Annotated in this window: 16 protein-coding genes; 9 read left to right on the top strand and 7 right to left on the bottom strand. The window is 47.0% G+C overall.

Features of this window, described 5'->3' with window-relative positions:
• Nucleotides 1-73: 73 nt before the first annotated feature.
• Nucleotides 74-1711 (bottom strand): M48 family metalloprotease, encoded by a 1638-nt coding sequence (locus tag ACTXGE_RS01655; protein ID WP_443541125.1) that lies wholly within the window; start codon nucleotides 1709-1711, stop codon nucleotides 74-76.
• A 227-nt stretch (nucleotides 1712-1938) separates the two neighbouring features.
• Between ACTXGE_RS01655 and ACTXGE_RS01650 the strand changes: the two genes are divergently transcribed.
• The 4 genes from ACTXGE_RS01650 to thiS all read left to right on the top strand — a co-directional run bounded on the left by ACTXGE_RS01650 (nucleotide 1939) and on the right by thiS (nucleotide 4210).
• Complete coding sequence (locus ACTXGE_RS01650; protein ID WP_443541126.1) at nucleotides 1939-2370, top strand: sulfurtransferase TusA family protein; 432 nt, start codon at nucleotides 1939-1941, stop codon at nucleotides 2368-2370.
• Nucleotides 2371-2699: 329 nt separating this feature from the next.
• Entirely contained in the window at nucleotides 2700-3563 is an 864-nt protein-coding gene (gene rpoH, locus ACTXGE_RS01645) for an RNA polymerase sigma factor RpoH (protein WP_317199671.1), read from the top strand.
• A 32-nt stretch (nucleotides 3564-3595) separates the two neighbouring features.
• The gene (locus ACTXGE_RS01640) at nucleotides 3596-3961 is read left to right on the top strand and encodes a DUF423 domain-containing protein (protein WP_443541127.1); all 366 of its coding nucleotides are present in this window, start codon (nucleotides 3596-3598) and stop codon (nucleotides 3959-3961) included.
• Nucleotides 3962-4012: 51 nt separating this feature from the next.
• Nucleotides 4013-4210 (top strand): sulfur carrier protein ThiS, encoded by a 198-nt coding sequence (gene thiS / locus ACTXGE_RS01635; RefSeq protein ID WP_443541128.1) that lies wholly within the window; start codon nucleotides 4013-4015, stop codon nucleotides 4208-4210.
• A gap of 67 nt (nucleotides 4211-4277) precedes the next feature.
• Here the strand turns inward: thiS and hpf are convergent, their stop codons facing one another.
• Both hpf and ACTXGE_RS01625 read right to left on the bottom strand, forming a co-directional pair.
• Nucleotides 4278-4658 carry a ribosome hibernation-promoting factor, HPF/YfiA family gene (gene hpf / locus ACTXGE_RS01630; RefSeq protein ID WP_317199535.1) on the bottom strand — a complete coding sequence of 127 codons (381 nt, stop codon included), beginning with the start codon at nucleotides 4656-4658 and terminating at the stop codon, nucleotides 4278-4280.
• Between the two features lie 445 nt (nucleotides 4659-5103).
• Nucleotides 5104-6750: an RNA polymerase factor sigma-54 gene (locus tag ACTXGE_RS01625; protein ID WP_443541129.1), complete on the bottom strand. Its 1647-nt coding sequence runs from the start codon at nucleotides 6748-6750 to the stop codon at nucleotides 5104-5106.
• Between the two features lie 250 nt (nucleotides 6751-7000).
• Between ACTXGE_RS01625 and ACTXGE_RS01620 the strand changes: the two genes are divergently transcribed.
• Nucleotides 7001-7900, top strand: coding sequence for a carbon-nitrogen hydrolase family protein (locus ACTXGE_RS01620; protein ID WP_443541130.1), 900 nt, complete (start codon nucleotides 7001-7003; stop codon nucleotides 7898-7900).
• Between the two features lie 42 nt (nucleotides 7901-7942).
• Here ACTXGE_RS01620 and ACTXGE_RS01615 read toward each other — a convergent pair whose 3' ends face one another.
• The 4 genes from ACTXGE_RS01615 to lptM form a co-directional block, all read right to left on the bottom strand.
• Nucleotides 7943-8938 carry a tyrosine recombinase XerC gene (locus tag ACTXGE_RS01615; protein ID WP_435950132.1) on the bottom strand — a complete coding sequence of 332 codons (996 nt, stop codon included), beginning with the start codon at nucleotides 8936-8938 and terminating at the stop codon, nucleotides 7943-7945.
• Between the two features lie 54 nt (nucleotides 8939-8992).
• Nucleotides 8993-9880, bottom strand: a complete 888-nt coding sequence (gene dapF / locus ACTXGE_RS01610; RefSeq protein ID WP_435950131.1) for a diaminopimelate epimerase — start codon at nucleotides 9878-9880, stop codon at nucleotides 8993-8995.
• Nucleotides 9881-10089: 209 nt separating this feature from the next.
• The gene (gene lysA / locus ACTXGE_RS01605; protein ID WP_443541131.1) at nucleotides 10090-11445 is read right to left on the bottom strand and encodes a diaminopimelate decarboxylase; all 1356 of its coding nucleotides are present in this window, start codon (nucleotides 11443-11445) and stop codon (nucleotides 10090-10092) included.
• Nucleotides 11446-11512: 67 nt separating this feature from the next.
• Nucleotides 11513-11839, bottom strand: coding sequence for an LPS translocon maturation chaperone LptM (gene lptM, locus ACTXGE_RS01600; RefSeq protein ID WP_443541132.1), 327 nt, complete (start codon nucleotides 11837-11839; stop codon nucleotides 11513-11515).
• 394 nt (nucleotides 11840-12233) lie between these two features.
• On the opposite strand from lptM, the gene ACTXGE_RS01595 reads away from it, so the two are divergent.
• From ACTXGE_RS01595 to rsfS, 4 genes are all read left to right on the top strand, one after another.
• Complete coding sequence (locus tag ACTXGE_RS01595) at nucleotides 12234-13466, top strand: acetate/propionate family kinase (RefSeq protein WP_443541133.1); 1233 nt, start codon at nucleotides 12234-12236, stop codon at nucleotides 13464-13466.
• A gap of 105 nt (nucleotides 13467-13571) precedes the next feature.
• Nucleotides 13572-15716, top strand: coding sequence for a phosphate acetyltransferase (gene pta, locus ACTXGE_RS01590; protein ID WP_443541134.1), 2145 nt, complete (start codon nucleotides 13572-13574; stop codon nucleotides 15714-15716).
• Nucleotides 15717-15825: 109 nt separating this feature from the next.
• A complete protein-coding gene (locus tag ACTXGE_RS01585; protein WP_443541135.1) occupies nucleotides 15826-16632 on the top strand; it encodes a nicotinate-nicotinamide nucleotide adenylyltransferase in 807 nt (268 codons plus the stop codon).
• A 100-nt stretch (nucleotides 16633-16732) separates the two neighbouring features.
• A complete protein-coding gene (gene rsfS, locus ACTXGE_RS01580; RefSeq protein ID WP_317199545.1) occupies nucleotides 16733-17134 on the top strand; it encodes a ribosome silencing factor in 402 nt (133 codons plus the stop codon).
• Nucleotides 17135-17234: the final 100 nt, after the last annotated feature.

Raw genomic sequence — 17234 nt, 5'->3', positions numbered from 1 at the left:
AAAAGCCATTTAAACTAGACGGTTTATGGCCTATTTGATATAAGCCGACTTATATAAACTATCTAAAAACCGCTTAAGGCTCAAAGTCTTTGGCGGTTTTGACGTCTTTGATCTCAGCATTGATATTTGCAAGCAAAGGCGGCGCGCTTCGAGCTTGTGCGGTGCTTTGTAGTTTCTTAGTTAGCTGCTGAGCTTGGTTTAACGAGGTCAAAGCACTATCATAGCGCCCACTCCACAATTGGGTTTGACTGCGGTAGCGTAGTGCATTAATCGTAGCAATATCAGCCAATGCCTTTGAATCCGTCGTTTTGGCCAGTTTTTCATTAGCCATCTGCATACTTTGCCATGCATAACGATCGCTTGGGTCTTGCTGCGTGAGCGACTTTACTAAAGCTTGTGCTTGCGCGGGCTGATTACTATTGGTCAAAGCCTCAGCTAAATACAGCCGCAAATCACGACGCTCAGGGTACAGGCGCTGCTGGCTTTGTAATAATTGCGCAGCCTGCTGCCACTTGCCTTGATCACTGAGTATTTGGCTATAAGTAATTGACAATAAAGGCTCAAGCATCTGGCGCTGGGCGATTGGCAGAGTCTGTAGCTCATTCATGATATCTTTGGCATTAGCATAACGCTGCTGATCGCCGTACCAGTACATCAGCGCAACTTTAGCCCCAAGGCTATTATTAGCAGCGGTCTTAAGAGCAGTTTCAGAGACATGTTTGCCCGTGACCTGTACGCGCCAGTGCAATAGATCAAATAGCGCTTGATGACGCTGCTGCTCACTTAAGCTCAAGGACGAGTAACGCTGGGCCCGCGTCTGTGCTTCGCTCAAACGCTCATTGCTAAGCGGATGCGAGCGTACAAAACTTGGCATAAATTGATTGGCAGTTTGATTAAGCTGGCTTCTTTGATTCATAGTCGCAAAAAATCTAGGCATCGCTCTTGGGTCATAGCCCGCTTGCGTCATGATTTGCATACCGACCCGATCTGCCTCACGCTCATTGCTACGACTAAAGGCCATGCTACTATTCATCGATGCCGTCTGACTACCTGCCATCACTGCCGCCGCTGCATTACCATCAACCGCAGAAGCCGCGATAGCAGCGAGCATCCCGCCGATTTGCATCAGCAGTGCTTTTTTACGCTCATCTGCACCGCTCTCATAATGACGCTGACTGATATGCGCCACCTCGTGAGCGACGACGCTTGCCAGCTCATCCATGCTACTTGCGGCAAGTATCGTACCTGTATTGATACCGATAACGCCGCCTGGCGCGGCAAAAGCATTGATACTTGGATTATCTATGAGTACTAACCCTATAGGCGCTTGCTGACGCGCTTGAGCATTGATGCGCCATGTCATGTCCTTGACAGTCTGTTGAATCCAAGGATCATGCTCCATTTTAACCCGGCCATTGATATTTTGCAGTGACCATGCCCCAAGCATTTTGTTTTGATACTGCTCATCAAAGCTCAAGCCTGAACCGCGCAAACTTGGCAGCTCTAATGTCTCAGGCTCCATGACTTGCCATGAGTTTTTGACATAGCTAGCCGCCGACGCAGGCGCAGACCACAGCACTGTGCATAGCGCACAACTAAGGGCTATCGATAAAGGCTTGGCGCTTTTATATGCTGTCAATGCAGCACTGCTCTTAGCTGAGCGGTTTAGACGAGAGTCGTACTGAGTAGAGTGGTACTGAGTATAGTACAAGGGCGTATCCTATGCGGTGACCAGATATCAGCTTTGACTATACGAGCTTGTTTGGCGCAAATCAATTTTAGTCTGCTGATAGCTACCAATATCCAAGCAGGCGTCACTTTTTAGTAACACTTGCTTGTGATTTTGGCGAGTCAAACATGCTGTTAAACATTTCAGAGACGACTGAGCTACCGCTATTTGCTACAATGACACGCTACTGTATAAAGGGGCTTACTCCTATGTCCATCGAACCTACTTCTACCACTTATTACGACCTCTCAAAGCTATCTGCTACTGAGCGATCAGTCGTACAGGATTTGATTGAGCGCCTCCCTAAAGATAGTGATCAAGCATCCTTGGCAAATTCTATTGCAGATTTGTCCATAACAGCATTCGTCGATGGGCGCAATCTATCTTGCCCTATGCCACTACTTAAAACTAAAGTGGCGCTGCGGCAAGTAGTAGACGGTGACTCACTCTATATCGTCGCAACTGACCCCAACTCACAAGCAGATATTGTCGCTTTTTGTGAGCAAAGTCAGATAACAAAAGCTACAAGCTCATTATCTTTGGCAGTCAACACTACAAGTGAGATAGAGCCAGATAGCAATCTAGCAACATCATTCGATACAATATATCACTTCATCATTACCAAAACTGATAGTAACTAAGCGTCTCTATCCTTTACAATTAATACAAATACACCTTTGCTTACTTAGTTATAAATACTTAGTTAAAAACACTCAAGGTCAAGAATATGGCTACTAAATCAGCAAGCGACAATAACAACCGCAAAAAAAACGACAAGGTGCAAGACAAAACTGCGCCAGACAATGCTGTGCAAAATGATGAGACGTCTAATATAAAAACAGCGGCAGGCAAAACCTTGACGCCTGCAAAAAGTGAAGCTCGTACCGCAGCGCTCAAGGCTGCCGCACAAAGACCACCTTATGATGCGAGTAAATTGGGCGATACCAGTACCCGTGACTTGGTGCCTGCGATGCCAACGCATCTGTCAGCGCCTGGCGTGAACTTAGGGGCATACATTAATACTGTGCATCAAATCCCTATCCTAACGCCAACACAAGAGCAAGAGCTGGCTCATCGTTATTACGATGAAGGCGATGTCGAAGCGGCGCGCCTTCTCGTTATGTCGCATCTGCGTTTTGTCATTCATATTGCGCGTAGTTATTCAGGATATGGTCTGCCGCAAGCGGATCTGATTCAAGAAGGTAACTTGGGACTGATGAAAGCGGTCAAACGCTTTGATCCCAACAAAGGCGTGCGTTTGGTGTCTTTTGCCGTACATTGGATCAAAGCTGAGATTCACGAGTTTGTCATTCGCAATTGGCGCATCGTTAAAGTGGCGACCACCAAAGCGCATCGCAAATTGTTCTTTAATTTGCGTAGCCTTAAAAAGACGAACAATCAGCTCACTTTAGAAGAAGCGGATGCTATCGCTAAAGATTTAAATGTCACGCGCAAACAAGTGCTCGAGATGGAGTCGCGCCTAACTTCTTATGATGCGTCATTTGAGGCGCAATCAAGTGATGATGATGACGGTCGTTACGCGCCGCAACTGTTTTTAGAGGATGGTATCGATCCTGCTGAGCAGTTAGAAGAAGCTGACTGGGAGGAGAATAACTCCTCGGCGCTACTGGCTGCTATGGAGACCTTGGATGATCGTTCGCGCGATATTGTCGAGCAGCGCTGGCTCACTGAGCAAAAATCAACCTTGCATGAGCTGGCGGCGGTCTACTCGATATCGGCTGAGCGCGTGCGTCAGATCGAAAAGAACGCTATGGACAAGATTCGTGAGGCGATGACGATTGAGAGCGTTATACTGCCAGATGACATTCAATAAATATTCATGATGGTATCTAAGGCTAGACAATAATGAACTGGATTGGTATTGGTGCACTCAATATGGCGATTGCTGTGGGACTTGGCGCATTTGGTGCTCATGGTCTCAAAGGCATCGCTGACGCGCAGCAGCTGGGCTGGTGGCATACCGCGACACTTTATTTGCTGGTTCATGCTTTAGGGTTGTTAATTGTCGGTTTGCTTATTCGCTTAAATTATGCGACTCAAATGACGGCTTGGTTATTGCAAATCGGGGTGATTATATTTGCTGGTAGCTTGTATGCGATGACTTTGGGCGCGCCGCGTTGGTTTGGCGCGATTACGCCTATCGGCGGCGTATTAATGATAGCGGGATGGGTTTGGCTTGCTGTCACCACGTTTCGTAGCACAACCAGTTAGTTATCAATGCTAAATGAATGAATACGAAATGAATGAACAGGAATAAGTGTTATGAGTACAATCGAGGTCAACGGCAAAACTATGCAGACTACCCATCAGACAGTACAACTTGTGGTTAACGAGTTGGGACTCAGTCAGGGTCGCTATGCGGTCAAGGTGAATGACAAACTTATAGCGCATGCTGATCTAGCTAAAACTAAAGTGGTTAATGGCACGAATATTGAAGTGGTACAGCACGACGATTTATAATAAATACTTGCAAAAAAACCTCAACCGTATCACGTGTTGAGGTTTTTTGTTTTTAGATCATTGGTTTTTAGCTCATTGGAGAGGCTTCATCGTCTCCGATCTCATCAAATCGTCCTTCACGTCCAGCGCCCTGCGTCTTTTTGCGCTCTTGACGGGTTTTATACTTACGGACTTGCCTATCAAGCTTGTCTGCCATCTCATTGATGGCTTTATACATATCATCCTCTAAAGCTTGGACAAACATCTCTTGACCTGAAACACGCAAAATAGCTTCTGCTTTGTGGCTTTTTTTACCGCCATCACTAGCGCCGCTATTGTCTAGTGACAAAATCACTTTCACACTTTGTATTTGATCAAAATGACGCTCAATTTTGGCGAGCTTTTCGCGTACTGAGGTGTCCATAGCTTCGGTTACACTGATATGGTGACCACTGATAGATACATTCATATTGTTGTCCTTATGGTTATCGTTCTTATTTATGAGCAGACAGTACATTCCTATACTTATCTGCTTTATCTCACCAATAATGAATAAAACCGAATCGATTGATAACTGATTATCTTAAAATGGCTTGTCCTTTTTCATCCACCATCTTACTAAGTTCAATACCTTATTGATGCTTCTCTAATTTGTCATGAAAGCACCTAAGTAGCAAGACAACAAACTGTAAGCAAATGTAATAATATGAGTTATTGCACAAATATTTCTATATAATCAAAAAATTTTATTTTTATATTCTAATTTTGCTATAAACAGCTACAGTCGCTGCACTATAAAATAAATACTCTGCTATTAGGATAAATTTTGCATCGTCTCAAAAGAGCAGCACGCAAAGAAAACTTGTACCAGTAGCACGGTCTAATCTGTGTATTTAGAATCAGTTATTAGTACCCTAGTATTTTTGTTTACGCTGGGTTGAAGAGCCAATATTCATAGCTTCTCGGTACTTGGCGACAGTTCGTCTAGCGATCTCGATACCCTGCTCTGCTAGCTGCGTTTGTATACGGCTATCGGACAAGGGTTTTTTGGCGTCTTCATCCGTGATGAGCTGCTTGATCATCGCACTGATAGCGGTTGAGGACACATCACCTTCGCTACTACTCACGTGCGATGAGAAAAAGTGCTTGAGTGAAAACAGCCCCTGCGGCGTTAAAATACTCTTGCTAGTGGTCAAACGTGAAACCGTAGATTCGTGCAGTTCAACTTCTTCTGCGATGTCCTTTAAGATGAGCGGCTGCATAGCGGTTGCTCCTTGACGCAAAAACCCTTGCTGGCGGCGCACAATACTGGTCGCCACTTTTAAGAGGTTCTGATTGCGCTCCTCGATACTGCGAATAAATAACCTAGCGTCGGTTAGATTTTCTTTCAAATACTGATTGTCAGGACTGTCATCACCGCGCTTAACTAAGCTTGCGTACTCTTGATTGACGCGCAGTTTGGGCAGGGTTTCAGGATTGAGGCGAACGTGCCAGCCTTCATCGGATAGCGATTGTTGATGACTTGATACCTCTTGGTCGGGTAATGTTTGATTTGACGAGTGGTCTTTTTGCCGTATTGGCGTCACCAAAACATCAGGAATATCATAGCTATCAGGAGCGCGGGTATAATCTGGCTGATCACTTTGAAAGGACAAGCCTGGTGAAGGGTTCAAGGTACGCAATAATTCAAGCGCTGGGGTGATACGCGCGGCTGGCAGTCCCGTCATCTCAGTCAAGGCTTTGATATTGTTACTGACCAGATGCTCACTGGCGCTCAGTAGTGCCTGCGCATCTTGTAGATACTGGGTGCTGGCCTCTAATTTGGACAACTGTATGGCTAGGCACTCACTTAGACTACACGCCCCAACGCCTAAGGGATCACAAGATTGAATAATGCGTAGAACCGCTTGTATCTCATCGTATTCAACGCGCTCCTCCCACTGATAGAAGCTGGCCATAGTTGCAAAGCTTTGGGCTAGCTCATCGATATCTAAGCGCACAAAACCCATATCGTCCATAGAATCAATCAAATACTGTGCAATTAGTGCATCAGTACTCGATAGACGTTTGAAGTTAAGCTGCCAGCGCACATAGTCTTGAATAGTCGCCTGCGTGCTGCCTTGATAACGCTCCATCTCATCGAAATCTATTGCGCTTGAGCCTGTACCGCTAGGCGCTGCCGACGCATAGTTACCCGTGTCATAGCTGTCGCTATCGAAACTGTCATCAGAGCTGTCATAGTTATCGTCAAAGCTATCGTCAAAGCTATCATTGTCATCACTAAAAGCATCGGCGTCTTTTGAGGTGTCCTTGTCTGATGTCTGATTCCAAGTTTCAAGCGACAAAGCTTCGCTCAACTCGTCGTCTATATCATCTAAGCGCTCAAACTCCTCTTCTTCATCTTCAATACGTTCAAGCAAAGGATTACTATCGAGCTTGATTTGCACCTCTTGCGCCAGCTCAAGACTTGAGAGCTGAAGCAGTTTGATCGCCTGCTGCATCTGCGGCGTCAGCTTTTGTGAGGTACCAAGACTGGTTGCAAGTCCGAACGACATACTCATGAAAGGGTTATTACACTCCAGTATAATTAGGCTATTGATGGTTGGGATAAATGTGGCTAATGCGGCATTAGCATTATGCATTGGCATTATGCGTTTATGACGATAGCATTTTTTATGATAATTTTGCTATGATAATTTATTCCCTTATCTAAAAACGCTTATTTATCTATAGCTTATAAGTGACTCTAAAATTTAAATATTATTGATAAAAACAACGATTTGATAAATCTTAACAACTACTGAGCTTATTATGAATCATGCTAACCAAGAATCCGTTACCGTCGCCGCCGTACAGCTAAATAGTCAACAGGACGTAGACGCCAACCTTACCGCTATAAAATCTGCTATTAGTGAGGCAAGCGAACAAGGTGCAAGCCTTGTCGTACTACCAGAGAACTGCTGTAGTATGGGCGCGCAACATGCCACCGCCGAGCGCTTTGACGAGATATCGACAACGCTAGCAAGTTATGCTCGCGCGCATCATATTTATCTGTTAGCAGGTACGCAGCCGTGTTTTTCTCGCCCTGATGGCGTGATCGTCCCTGATGGACGTCTGCGTCAAGTCAGTCAACTGTTTGCACCAGATGGCACTCAAATCGCACGCTATGACAAGATTCATCTGTTTACCGCTACCGTTGCTGATAAGCAAGGCAGCTATAACGAAGCGGCGACCTTTGAGCCGGGGACGCAGACGGTGGTTGCGCCGATTGAGATCAATAATAGCGTCTATCAGTTGGGTATGATGGTCTGTTTTGACTTACGTTTCCCTGCACTCGCGCAGCGTTTGCGTCAAGCGGGCGCGGACATATTAAGCGCGCCTTCTGCTTTTACTTATATGACAGGACAGGCGCACTGGTCACTACTATTGCAAGCGCGCGCACTTGATAGCCAATGTATGGTCATAGGCGCGGCGCAAGGCGGTGAGCACTTTGGCAAAAACGGCAATAGTCGTCAGACATGGGGGCATAGCGCTATCACAGACTACAACGGCAAAGTGATAAACAGCTACGATCACAGCGCGTTTGATAGCTCTGATCACGACAATACTAACAAAAAAGACTATACACTTGTATTTGCTGCCTTAAACAAACCTGCGCAAGAAGATGCAAGGCAAAAAATGCCTATCTTTCAATGTCACCGTTTGGCCTGATATTGCTATAACGCTGAGTATTAAAAAGCACTTTTACAAGCCTTACTCTATTTCGTTTTGTGGATGGCTTGCACGTGGATGGGCGCGATCATAGACTTGGGTCAGTTTGGCAAAATCAACATGAGTATAAATCTGCGTGGTACTAATATCACTGTGTCCCAGCATCTCTTGCACCGCCCGCAGATCACCGCTACCTGAGAGCATATGCGAGGCAAAACAGTGGCGTAGCAGATGCGGATACATGTTTTGGGCGATACCTGCGCGCAGAGCGGCAACCTTGAGACGCTGCTGTACCGCTCGAGTTGAGAGCCTAGTGCCCAGCTTTTCACTGATAAATAAAGCGCTATCGACTTGCTCTACCCACAGATTGCGATGCGGTAAGTAGCGCCTAATGGCATCGCTTGCTTTAGCCCCTATCGGCACAAGGCGGGTCTTATTACCTTTACCCGTCACGCGCACGCGCAAATCAGACAGATCGATATCCGTTATATCAAGGGCAACCAGCTCACCGACGCGCAGACCACTGCTATAGAGTAGCTCAAACATCGCCTTATCCCGCAGCCACAAACGCGCTTGTTCTGGCGTATCAGGAGCAGGTTGATCCAGTAGCTGGGTGAGCATATCGATATCAGCAATAGAGGGTAGCGGGCGCGGACTGCGTTTGAGCTGATAGCCTGTCGTTGGATTGATCCGAGCAAGGCCCTCCTCAATGAGCCAGCCATAAAAATGCCGAATCGCTGACAGCTCCTGCTGAACGCTGGCAAGGGCAAGCTTGTCTTCATCAAGGCGCTGGGAGATGTGCTGAGCCAACTGACGCTTATCGCAGCGCGTCCACGTCGAGCGCTTACCGCGCAAAAACAGCGCCAACTGATTAACCCCAGAAAAGTAAGCACTCAAAGTGTGCTCTGAGTGATTGCGTACCTTGAGCGTGCTTAACCAGCGATTGACGGGTATTAATAAATTATTTAACTCAGTATCTAACTCTAGCGTATTGGCCAAGTCTGTCGTTATCCAAGGCTGACTGTTGGCAGTAGACATTTTTATTACCCCTTATTTATCAAGCCTGAGCTATCAAAAATCAGCTATTAAACATTAGCTATCAGGATTAGGCGTAATGCCTGCTTGTGCCATGAGACCATCTGGACTAAACACCCCTTCATAAACAAAAGCGGTCGGACCGGTCATCATCACAGAATAGCCCGGTTGCCATTTGATAATCATACTGCCGCCATATAACTGCGCGCGCACATCTTCGCCTTCATCAAGCCAGCCCTCACGGATACCAATAGCCACCGCCGCGCAGGCACCCGTGCCGCACGCTTGCGTCTCGCCTACGCCGCGCTCGTAGACACGCAAACGGATGTGGCGCTGGTTCATCACCTGCATAAAGCCGACATTGACCCGCTCGGGAAAGGCAGGGTGCGACTCTAACGCTTTGCCCAAAGTCTCGACATCGGCCTCGAGCACGTCATCTACCTTTATTACCGCATGTGGATTACCCATGCTCGCCACATAAAGCTGCACGGGCGTACCTTCGACATTTAGATGATAAGCATTTTGAATCTTGGTTGTCGCTTTGGGCGTAAAGGGAATCTCGTCAGGCTCAAATTTGGGCTTACCCATATCGACCTCGACCCAGCCGTAACGATCGGTCGTCAAAGCAATAATACCGCTTGCTGTCTCAACACGCAGGCGCTGCTTAAAGGATAATTTGCGCGCTTGCACAAAACGGGCAAAACAGCGCGCGCCATTACCGCACTGCTCAACCTCTGTGCCATCGGTATTAAAAATGCGATAGCTAAAATCCACATCAGGGCGCATCGGCGGTTCAACGACTAAGAGTTGATCAAAGCCCACACCCAGATGCCTATCGCCTAATAATTCTACTAATTCTTTGGTCAAATCCAAGCGCTGCGTCACCAAATCGATGACCATAAAATCATTGCCCAGCCCATGCATCTTTGTAAACTCTATTAACATATCCTTGTGCCCCACTCTATTATTATATGTCGGTTATATTAGCACGCTACCTGATACAATGATAACTACCAGCATGTGCTAATAACGACTTAAAGTAATAAAAGACTGACCATAAAAAACCCACTGTCATCATGACAATGGGTCTGTTTTTGACTTATTTATGCAAATGCTAGTTTTAATAATTGTTTATGACTTATCCTGCTACTTGTTTAATCCTGCCAAAGCATCTCATCACGGTATAAGTCCTCAAGCGTTTCGCGCTTACGGATCAGTTGATGCTGAGTGCCAGCTATCATAACCTCGCTTGCTCGCCCTCGCGAATTATAGTTACTACTCATAGTAAAACCGTAAGCGCCTGCGCCTGTGATCGCTAAAATATCACCTACGGCTAGTGTCAGCACGCGATCCTTTGCCAAAAAGTCGCCCGTCTCGCAGATAGCGCCGACAACATCCCAAGTCATAGCCTCATTGCCAGCATCATCACTTGGCAACGTCTCAGGAATCACCGCCATCTCAGCCTGATATAGTGCAGGACGGATCAGATCATTCATCGCCGCATCAACGATAGCAAAGTTCTTGTGCTCAGTTGGCTTTAGGACATCCACGCGGGTGATTAACACGCCAGCATTGGCAACCATGCTGCGACCCGGCTCAAAGAATACTTTTAATCCAAGCGCTTGCAATTTAGGCAATAAAGCTTGCGCAAACTTATCAATGGTCACAGGCGACTCATCGATATAACGTACCCCAAGCCCGCCGCCCAAATCGATATGACGAAGATTGATACCCTTGTCACGCAGCGAGCCAATCAGCTCAATGAGTTTATCTAACGCAGCAACAAAGGGGGCTACCTCAGTCAATTGCGAGCCGATGTGACAATCGATACCGACGATATCAATATTGTCCATGGTAGCCGCCTGCTCGTAGACGCCAACGGCCTTGTCATGAGCAATGCCAAATTTATTATCCTTAAGACCCGTTGAGATATAAGGATGCGTACCCGCGTCGACATCTGGGTTGACGCGTAGCGATATTGGCGCGCGCTTGCCCAACTGCTGAGCGACATCGTTGATGAGTGCAAGCTCGCTGATAGACTCAACATTAAAACAACCAATGCCCTGATTGAGTGCAAACTCGATGTCGTCATAAGTCTTACCTACGCCTGAGAATACGATGCGATCTGCGTGACCACCTGCCGCAAGGACGCGCATAAGCTCGCCGCGCGAGACAATATCAAACCCTGCACCTGCTTGCGCTAGTACGCCCAATACCGCAAGGTTAGAATTGGCTTTTACCGCGTAACATATTTGATGATCAAGACTTGCAAAGCTGTCGCTATAGGCTTGATAGACGTCCAATATTGCCTGTTTTGAGTAGACATAGCACGGCGTACCGTAGTGCTCGGCGACATCACTTATGCTGACCTGCCCCATGTGCAGTGCTCGGTCTTGATATTGCAGCGCAGGCAAATGCTTGCTCAAAACGATGGGGTCTATATATAGACCTTGCTCAGTTTGAGTGCTAACAGAATTAGGGGTGCAGGCTTGCAAGGTCGTATTACTCATAGCTAAATCTCAAATGTAGGACGTGTTTTTAATAGTGGCGCGTGTTTTTGCGCGCGCGTGCTTTTAGTTAATAGTCGTTGGGATCATCACTGGCAGTGGGTAGTATTTGCTTTCGCTCAAGATAGCGGGTCTTATCATAATCGGTATCGTCTAAATTATCAAAAGCGGTATCCTGCGGCTGACTACCACTGGCTAGGACTGCAGAGGAGGTCTCGATGGCTGCTTGATCGCTTGTATCGACTAAATACAACGCACCCTTTTGTCCGCAGCCAGCTAGCCCAAGCGCGGTAATGCTAGCCGTGATGACTAAAGCATTAACTAAAGCATTGGCGCGCCGCGTAGCGCTGCTCGGTAGATGGCGGTTGGTAGAGGATAAACGAGATAAAATAGACATAGGGGTTAACCTTGAGATAAGCCTGCAATAAAAAGTAAATTTTGCATCATTAGCAATGGCGCTAATCATAGCATTATTCAATATCAGTGTCCGATAATGTAAATGACTGTTTGATAAATTTACTTACAACTAATATTTCAATACTTCAATTTTGTGCATAGCTTGCTACGCTTTATATTGAGTGAACATCTGTATTAGATATTTGACCTCTATCACTCCTAAACCTTATAGTTGTCGTGGTATAGCGCCCAAAATATGTTACATTATTGATAATATCTGCTTTGTTTAAATAAGTAGCCCCTATGCTGCTTGCTAAGTGATAAGCGAATAACACCCCACTGCGGCTACTATTTAGCCGATTCACCCCCTACCGACAACCATCTAAGGATAGAGCATGAGCGATAGCGCAACCACCCAAACCTCTAAGCAAGAATCTGATACCTCACAATTAACCAATCCTACTTTAGTCTTGAACTGTGGCTCATCGTCCATCAAATACGCCCTCATCAGTGAAGATGAGTCGACGCGTATCACAGGTCTTGCTGAAAACTTAGGACTTGATACTGCGCGTATCAAGCACACAGCTTTGAGCGGTGAAAAATTAGAGATAAGTATTCCAGGCGGTCGCCATAAGCTTGCGCTACAAAAAATCCTTGAGCTCCTTGAGCAATATCATTTCATCGCCGTCGGTCATCGCGGCGTCCATGGCGGGCGTGAATATTCAGAAGCCGTGCAAGTCACCAATCATGTATTATCTGAGGTCAAACGCCTCAAGTCATTGGCCCCGCTGCACAATCCTGCCAATGCGCTAGGGATTGAAGCGGTACAAGCCATTTATCCTGACATCCCGCAAGTGGTCGTCTTTGACACCGCCTTTCACCAAACTATGCCAGCGGTTGCTTATCGCTATCCCATTCCAAAAGCGCTTTACGAGGATCACAAGATTCGTCGTTATGGCTTTCATGGTACCTCACACGCTTATGTCTCAGAGCGCGCCAGCCAAATCACCGAAGCGAGTGGTACGCATGGCTGGTTGACCGCGCATTTGGGCAATGGTTGTTCAGCGGCGGCTGTGTATGACGGTAAAAGCTTAGATACTAGTATGGGTCTGACCCCGCTTGAGGGTCTGATGATGGGTACGCGTAGTGGTGACGTCGATCCAAGTTTGCATATTCATCTTAAACGCCAGCTCGATATGAGCTTGGAGGATATTGACAAGATGCTTAATAGTGACAGCGGATTGCTCGGTATTTCAGGTCTGTCTAACGATATGCGTACAGTTGAAGAGGCCGCTAATGAAGGTCACAAAGAGGCTAAGCTCGCCATTGAGATGTTTGCCTATCGCGCGGGCAAATACTTAGCCAGTCTTAGCTGCGCCTTGCCTGAATTTACAGGTATCATCTTTACCGGCGGTATCGGTGAGAACTCAGCATCAACTCGCGCCCGTATCTTGAATGTTATGCGTCACTTTGGTATCTCGTTTGATGCCGATAAAAACAAAACGCTGGCAGGCGGAGCTGAAGGTAGTTTCCATAGTAACGATAGTAGTGTTGAGCTGTGGGTGATTCCAACGGATGAGGAGCGCCAGATTGCCAAAGAGACGCGCCAAACGCTAGGGTTAGCGTAATCATTTATATGTAAAGATAAAAAGAGCGCGTTTTGCCAATGGCTTTATTCATAGCTTCATAAAACGCTGTACACTATTTAATTAAAATAAATCGTAGGATACGCTATGCAAACTATTTTACTTGTTCCTATTAGCCGCGGTATCGGTGTGACTTCAGCGGCGCTAGGGCTGATCCGTGCCCTTGATTACAACGGTATCAAAGCGGGCTTTATGAAGCCGTTTTTGCAAGATGATACTTTAGATAAACAAAAGAGCTTAGATAGCTCAAGCGCACTTGCTATGCACGCCTTTGGTCTAAAAGCGCCTAAATCTATCGGGCGTCAGCGCGCACTACGTATGATCGGTGACGGCAATATCGATGAGCTAATGGAAGAGGTTATCGGCAGCTTCCATAGTATCGGCGATGATCAAGATGTTGTCATTTGTGAAGGCCTAGTCTCAACGACAGAGGCCTCTTATGCCTCGCAAGTCAACCGCGCTATTGCTCATGCTTTGGATGCCAAAATTATCTTTGTCAGCGATGCTGATATCAACAATCCTGCGCACCTAGCCGACAAGCTCGACGTCCATGCGCGTGAGTTCGGCGGTATTGCAAGCGAGCGTACCCTTGGCTGTATTTTGATGCGTGTTGATGTGCCTAACACCTATGACAATCAACCTGTGGCGCCAGGCGAGGCGGTGTTTGAGCTTGATCAAAGCTACATTCAAGAAGTACAGCGCTTATCGCCGCATTTTGATAGTGAGCAGTTTCGCCTGATCGGTGTCGTGCCTTTTAGCGATACATTGTCAGTGCCGCGTACTTGGGATATCGCCGCCGAATTAGATGCCACTTGGCTCAATGTTGGCGATGCCAAAACCCGCCGTATCAATAATATCAGCCTAACCGCGCGCTCTATTGCCCGCGTTGATGAAGTCTTTAATCGAGGCACGCTGATCGTCGTTCCAGGCGACCGTGATGATTTGCTCCTTGCCGCAGGATTGGCCTGTATCAATGGCGTACCCTTAGCAGGTCTGGTGCTAACGGGTGGCGTGACACCGAACGCTACTGTCGCAGAGCTGTGGATATCAGCCCTAAAGACGGGTATTCCTGTGATGAGCGTCGAAACCGATAGCTTTGAGACCGTACAAAAACTCTTGCACATGAGTGCTGAGATCCCAAGTGATGATACCGAGCGCGCCACCGATGTCACGCGTTATGTCGCGGCGCACTTAGATTTGGCTTGGATCAAAGAGCAATTTAGCGGCGATCATAAGCCGCGTCTGTCTCCAGCGGCCTTTCGTCATCAAGTGGTCAAGCAGGCGCAGCAAGCCAAAAAACGTATTGTACTGCCAGAAGGCTCTGAGCCGCGCACCGTTGAGGCCGCTTGTATCTGTCAAAGCCGCGGTATCGCTGACTGCGTGCTCTTAGCGACGCGTAGTGATGTTGAATTAGTCGCCAAAAACCGCGATTTAATTCTGCCAGAAGGCCTAGAGATTCTCGATCCTGCCAGCCTCGATATGGATAAATACATCGCCGCTGTCGTTGAGCGCCGTAAAGGCAAAACCACGCCAGAGGTTGCCGCTGAGCAATTAGAAGATACGGTGTTTTTGGGTACGATCATGCTGCAAATGGACGAAGTCGATGGCCTCGTCTCAGGCGCGATTCATACTACGGCTAATACTGTACGCCCAGCCTTTCAGCTGATTAAGACTGCGCCGCAATACTCGCTAGTATCGTCAGTATTCTTTATGCTGCTACCAGAGCAAGTGGTCGTCTATGGCGATTGCGCCATCAACCCTGACCCGAACGCAGAAGAGCTCGCTGAGATTGCTATTCAATCAGCGCAGTCGGCTGCCGCCTTTGGTATCGATCCCAAAGTGGCGATGATCAGCTACTCAACAGGCTCATCAGGCACAGGCGCTGACGTTGAAAAAGTCATCAAGGCAACCGAAATCGTCCGTGAGCGTGCGCCTGACTTAGCCGTTGATGGACCGCTACAGTATGACGCCGCCTCAGTAATGAGCGTCGGCAAACAAAAAGCGCCTGACTCAAAAGTTGCAGGTCAAGCCAACGTGTTTATCTTCCCAGATCTGAACACAGGTAACACCACCTATAAAGCAGTGCAACGTAGCGCCAACGTCATCAGTGTTGGGCCGATGCTCCAAGGCCTTAACAAGCCTGTGAATGATCTATCACGCGGCGCTCTGGTCGATGATATCGTCTACACTATCGCCTTGACTGCTATTCAGGCTTATAGCGATTTGATTTAAATCAGCTCAAACCGTCTTATTAAATTTAAACGCTCACTATAACGTTATGGTGAGCGTTTTTTGTTAAGTTCGCTCAGCAAAATGTGTACCCAATCGCTATAATAGCGCCATGACTCACTCACCTACTCTTACGCAAAACATTAACCCTTTGATTCGTGTCTATCTAGGCGGCTCGTTTGATCCGGTGCATCTGGGTCACATTCAGATGGCGATGGCAGTTTATGAGTGCTTAGCCCCTATTGCTAGCGAGCAAAATCGCGAGCTACATTTGTCACTACTACCCAATGCGCGCTCACCGTTTAAAACCGATAGCACAGACCCTCAGCATCGCTTAGCTATGCTAAAGCTTGCACTGCAAGGCACGCCGCTATGCATCGATGAGCTGGAGCTATGGCAAGCGCCGCCCGTTTATACTATCGATAGCGTTCGCACTCTGCGTAGTCGCTACCCAAATGATAGCTTGATATTTGTTATGGGTATGGACAGCGCGCGTAGCTTGGATAAGTGGCAGGATGGCTTAGCACTAATAAATTACGTCAATATTTGGGTGTTTAATCGTGTCGATAGCGTCTTAGACGCTCAGCTATCAACTCAGCAAGATAGCACGCAGCTGCTACCTACCGAGCTACAAGCGCAAACGAGCGACTCTATACAAGATCTGCTCACGCCCTTGAAAAACGATAGCCAAGGGCGCATTTATATAGATCTGCGCCCCATAGCATCAGTATCGAGTACCCAAATACGCCAAGTACTATCTCAATCTTTGACTAAAGCTGTCAGGCCAATTACACGGCTAGCGCCAATAAATGATACTATTGACACTGTGAACCCTATATCATCTCCTCTGCTCACTAAATGGCTACATCCTGCGGTTTATCATTATATAATCACTCATAAGCTATATTCTAAGACTTAATTCCGTTAAAATTACCTTATCCCTATTTATTTAACCGTGTAGCTTTTGATAGACGCGGTGCACCCATACCCTTTATTTTAGATTTAAGAGACCACTATTTATGACTAATACTATGACCGACGAGCGTTTAAAACAATGCTTAGACCTCGTCAATACTTCATTAGAAGATATGAAAGCTAAAAACATTACCGTACTCAACGTCGAGGATTTAACCGACGTCATGGAACGTATGGTAATCGCTGATGGCACCTCAAAGCGTCATGTACGTGCGATGGCTGATAGTCTCGGCGCTGAATCCAAAAAAGCTGGCTTTATGCCGCTTGGCCGCGAAGGCGGAAATGACTCTGATTGGACACTAATCGATCTAGGCGCAGTCGTCGTCCATATGATGACGCCGCAAGCGCGCGAGTTCTATGACTTAGAAGGCCTATGGTCATCGTCTGAGAGCTTGGCTGAACTGGTCGCTGTACCGCGTGAAAAGAAAGCGGGTCGCCGTAGCTAACATAATCAAAGCTTTGATGACGACTAAAAGACTAGATAACTTATCTGGTCTTTTTTATGCGCGACTATAAATCCGTCAGCAAGTTACAAATGAGCTGAAA

The organism is Psychrobacter sp. T6-4 (assembly GCF_052258425.1).
Lineage (GTDB): Bacteria > Pseudomonadota > Gammaproteobacteria > Pseudomonadales > Moraxellaceae > Psychrobacter.
This window is presented reverse-complemented; position numbering and strand designations above follow the sequence as displayed.

Coding starts and splice junctions, on each gene's coding strand:
- ACTXGE_RS01650 (WP_443541126.1), top strand. CDS start 1,939: ATGTCCATCGAACCTACTTCTACCACTTATTACGACCTCTCAAAGCTA.
- rpoH (WP_317199671.1), top strand. CDS start 2,700: ATGCCAACGCATCTGTCAGCGCCTGGCGTGAACTTAGGGGCATACATT.
- ACTXGE_RS01640 (WP_443541127.1), top strand. CDS start 3,596: ATGAACTGGATTGGTATTGGTGCACTCAATATGGCGATTGCTGTGGGA.
- thiS (WP_443541128.1), top strand. CDS start 4,013: ATGAGTACAATCGAGGTCAACGGCAAAACTATGCAGACTACCCATCAG.
- hpf (WP_317199535.1), bottom strand. CDS start 4,658: ATGAATGTATCTATCAGTGGTCACCATATCAGTGTAACCGAAGCTATG.
- ACTXGE_RS01625 (WP_443541129.1), bottom strand. CDS start 6,750: ATGAGTATGTCGTTCGGACTTGCAACCAGTCTTGGTACCTCACAAAAG.
- ACTXGE_RS01620 (WP_443541130.1), top strand. CDS start 7,001: ATGAATCATGCTAACCAAGAATCCGTTACCGTCGCCGCCGTACAGCTA.
- ACTXGE_RS01615 (WP_435950132.1), bottom strand. CDS start 8,938: ATGTCTACTGCCAACAGTCAGCCTTGGATAACGACAGACTTGGCCAAT.
- dapF (WP_435950131.1), bottom strand. CDS start 9,880: ATGTTAATAGAGTTTACAAAGATGCATGGGCTGGGCAATGATTTTATG.
- lysA (WP_443541131.1), bottom strand. CDS start 11,445: ATGAGTAATACGACCTTGCAAGCCTGCACCCCTAATTCTGTTAGCACT.
- lptM (WP_443541132.1), bottom strand. CDS start 11,839: ATGTCTATTTTATCTCGTTTATCCTCTACCAACCGCCATCTACCGAGC.
- ACTXGE_RS01595 (WP_443541133.1), top strand. CDS start 12,234: ATGAGCGATAGCGCAACCACCCAAACCTCTAAGCAAGAATCTGATACC.
- pta (WP_443541134.1), top strand. CDS start 13,572: ATGCAAACTATTTTACTTGTTCCTATTAGCCGCGGTATCGGTGTGACT.
- ACTXGE_RS01585 (WP_443541135.1), top strand. CDS start 15,826: ATGACTCACTCACCTACTCTTACGCAAAACATTAACCCTTTGATTCGT.
- rsfS (WP_317199545.1), top strand. CDS start 16,733: ATGACTAATACTATGACCGACGAGCGTTTAAAACAATGCTTAGACCTC.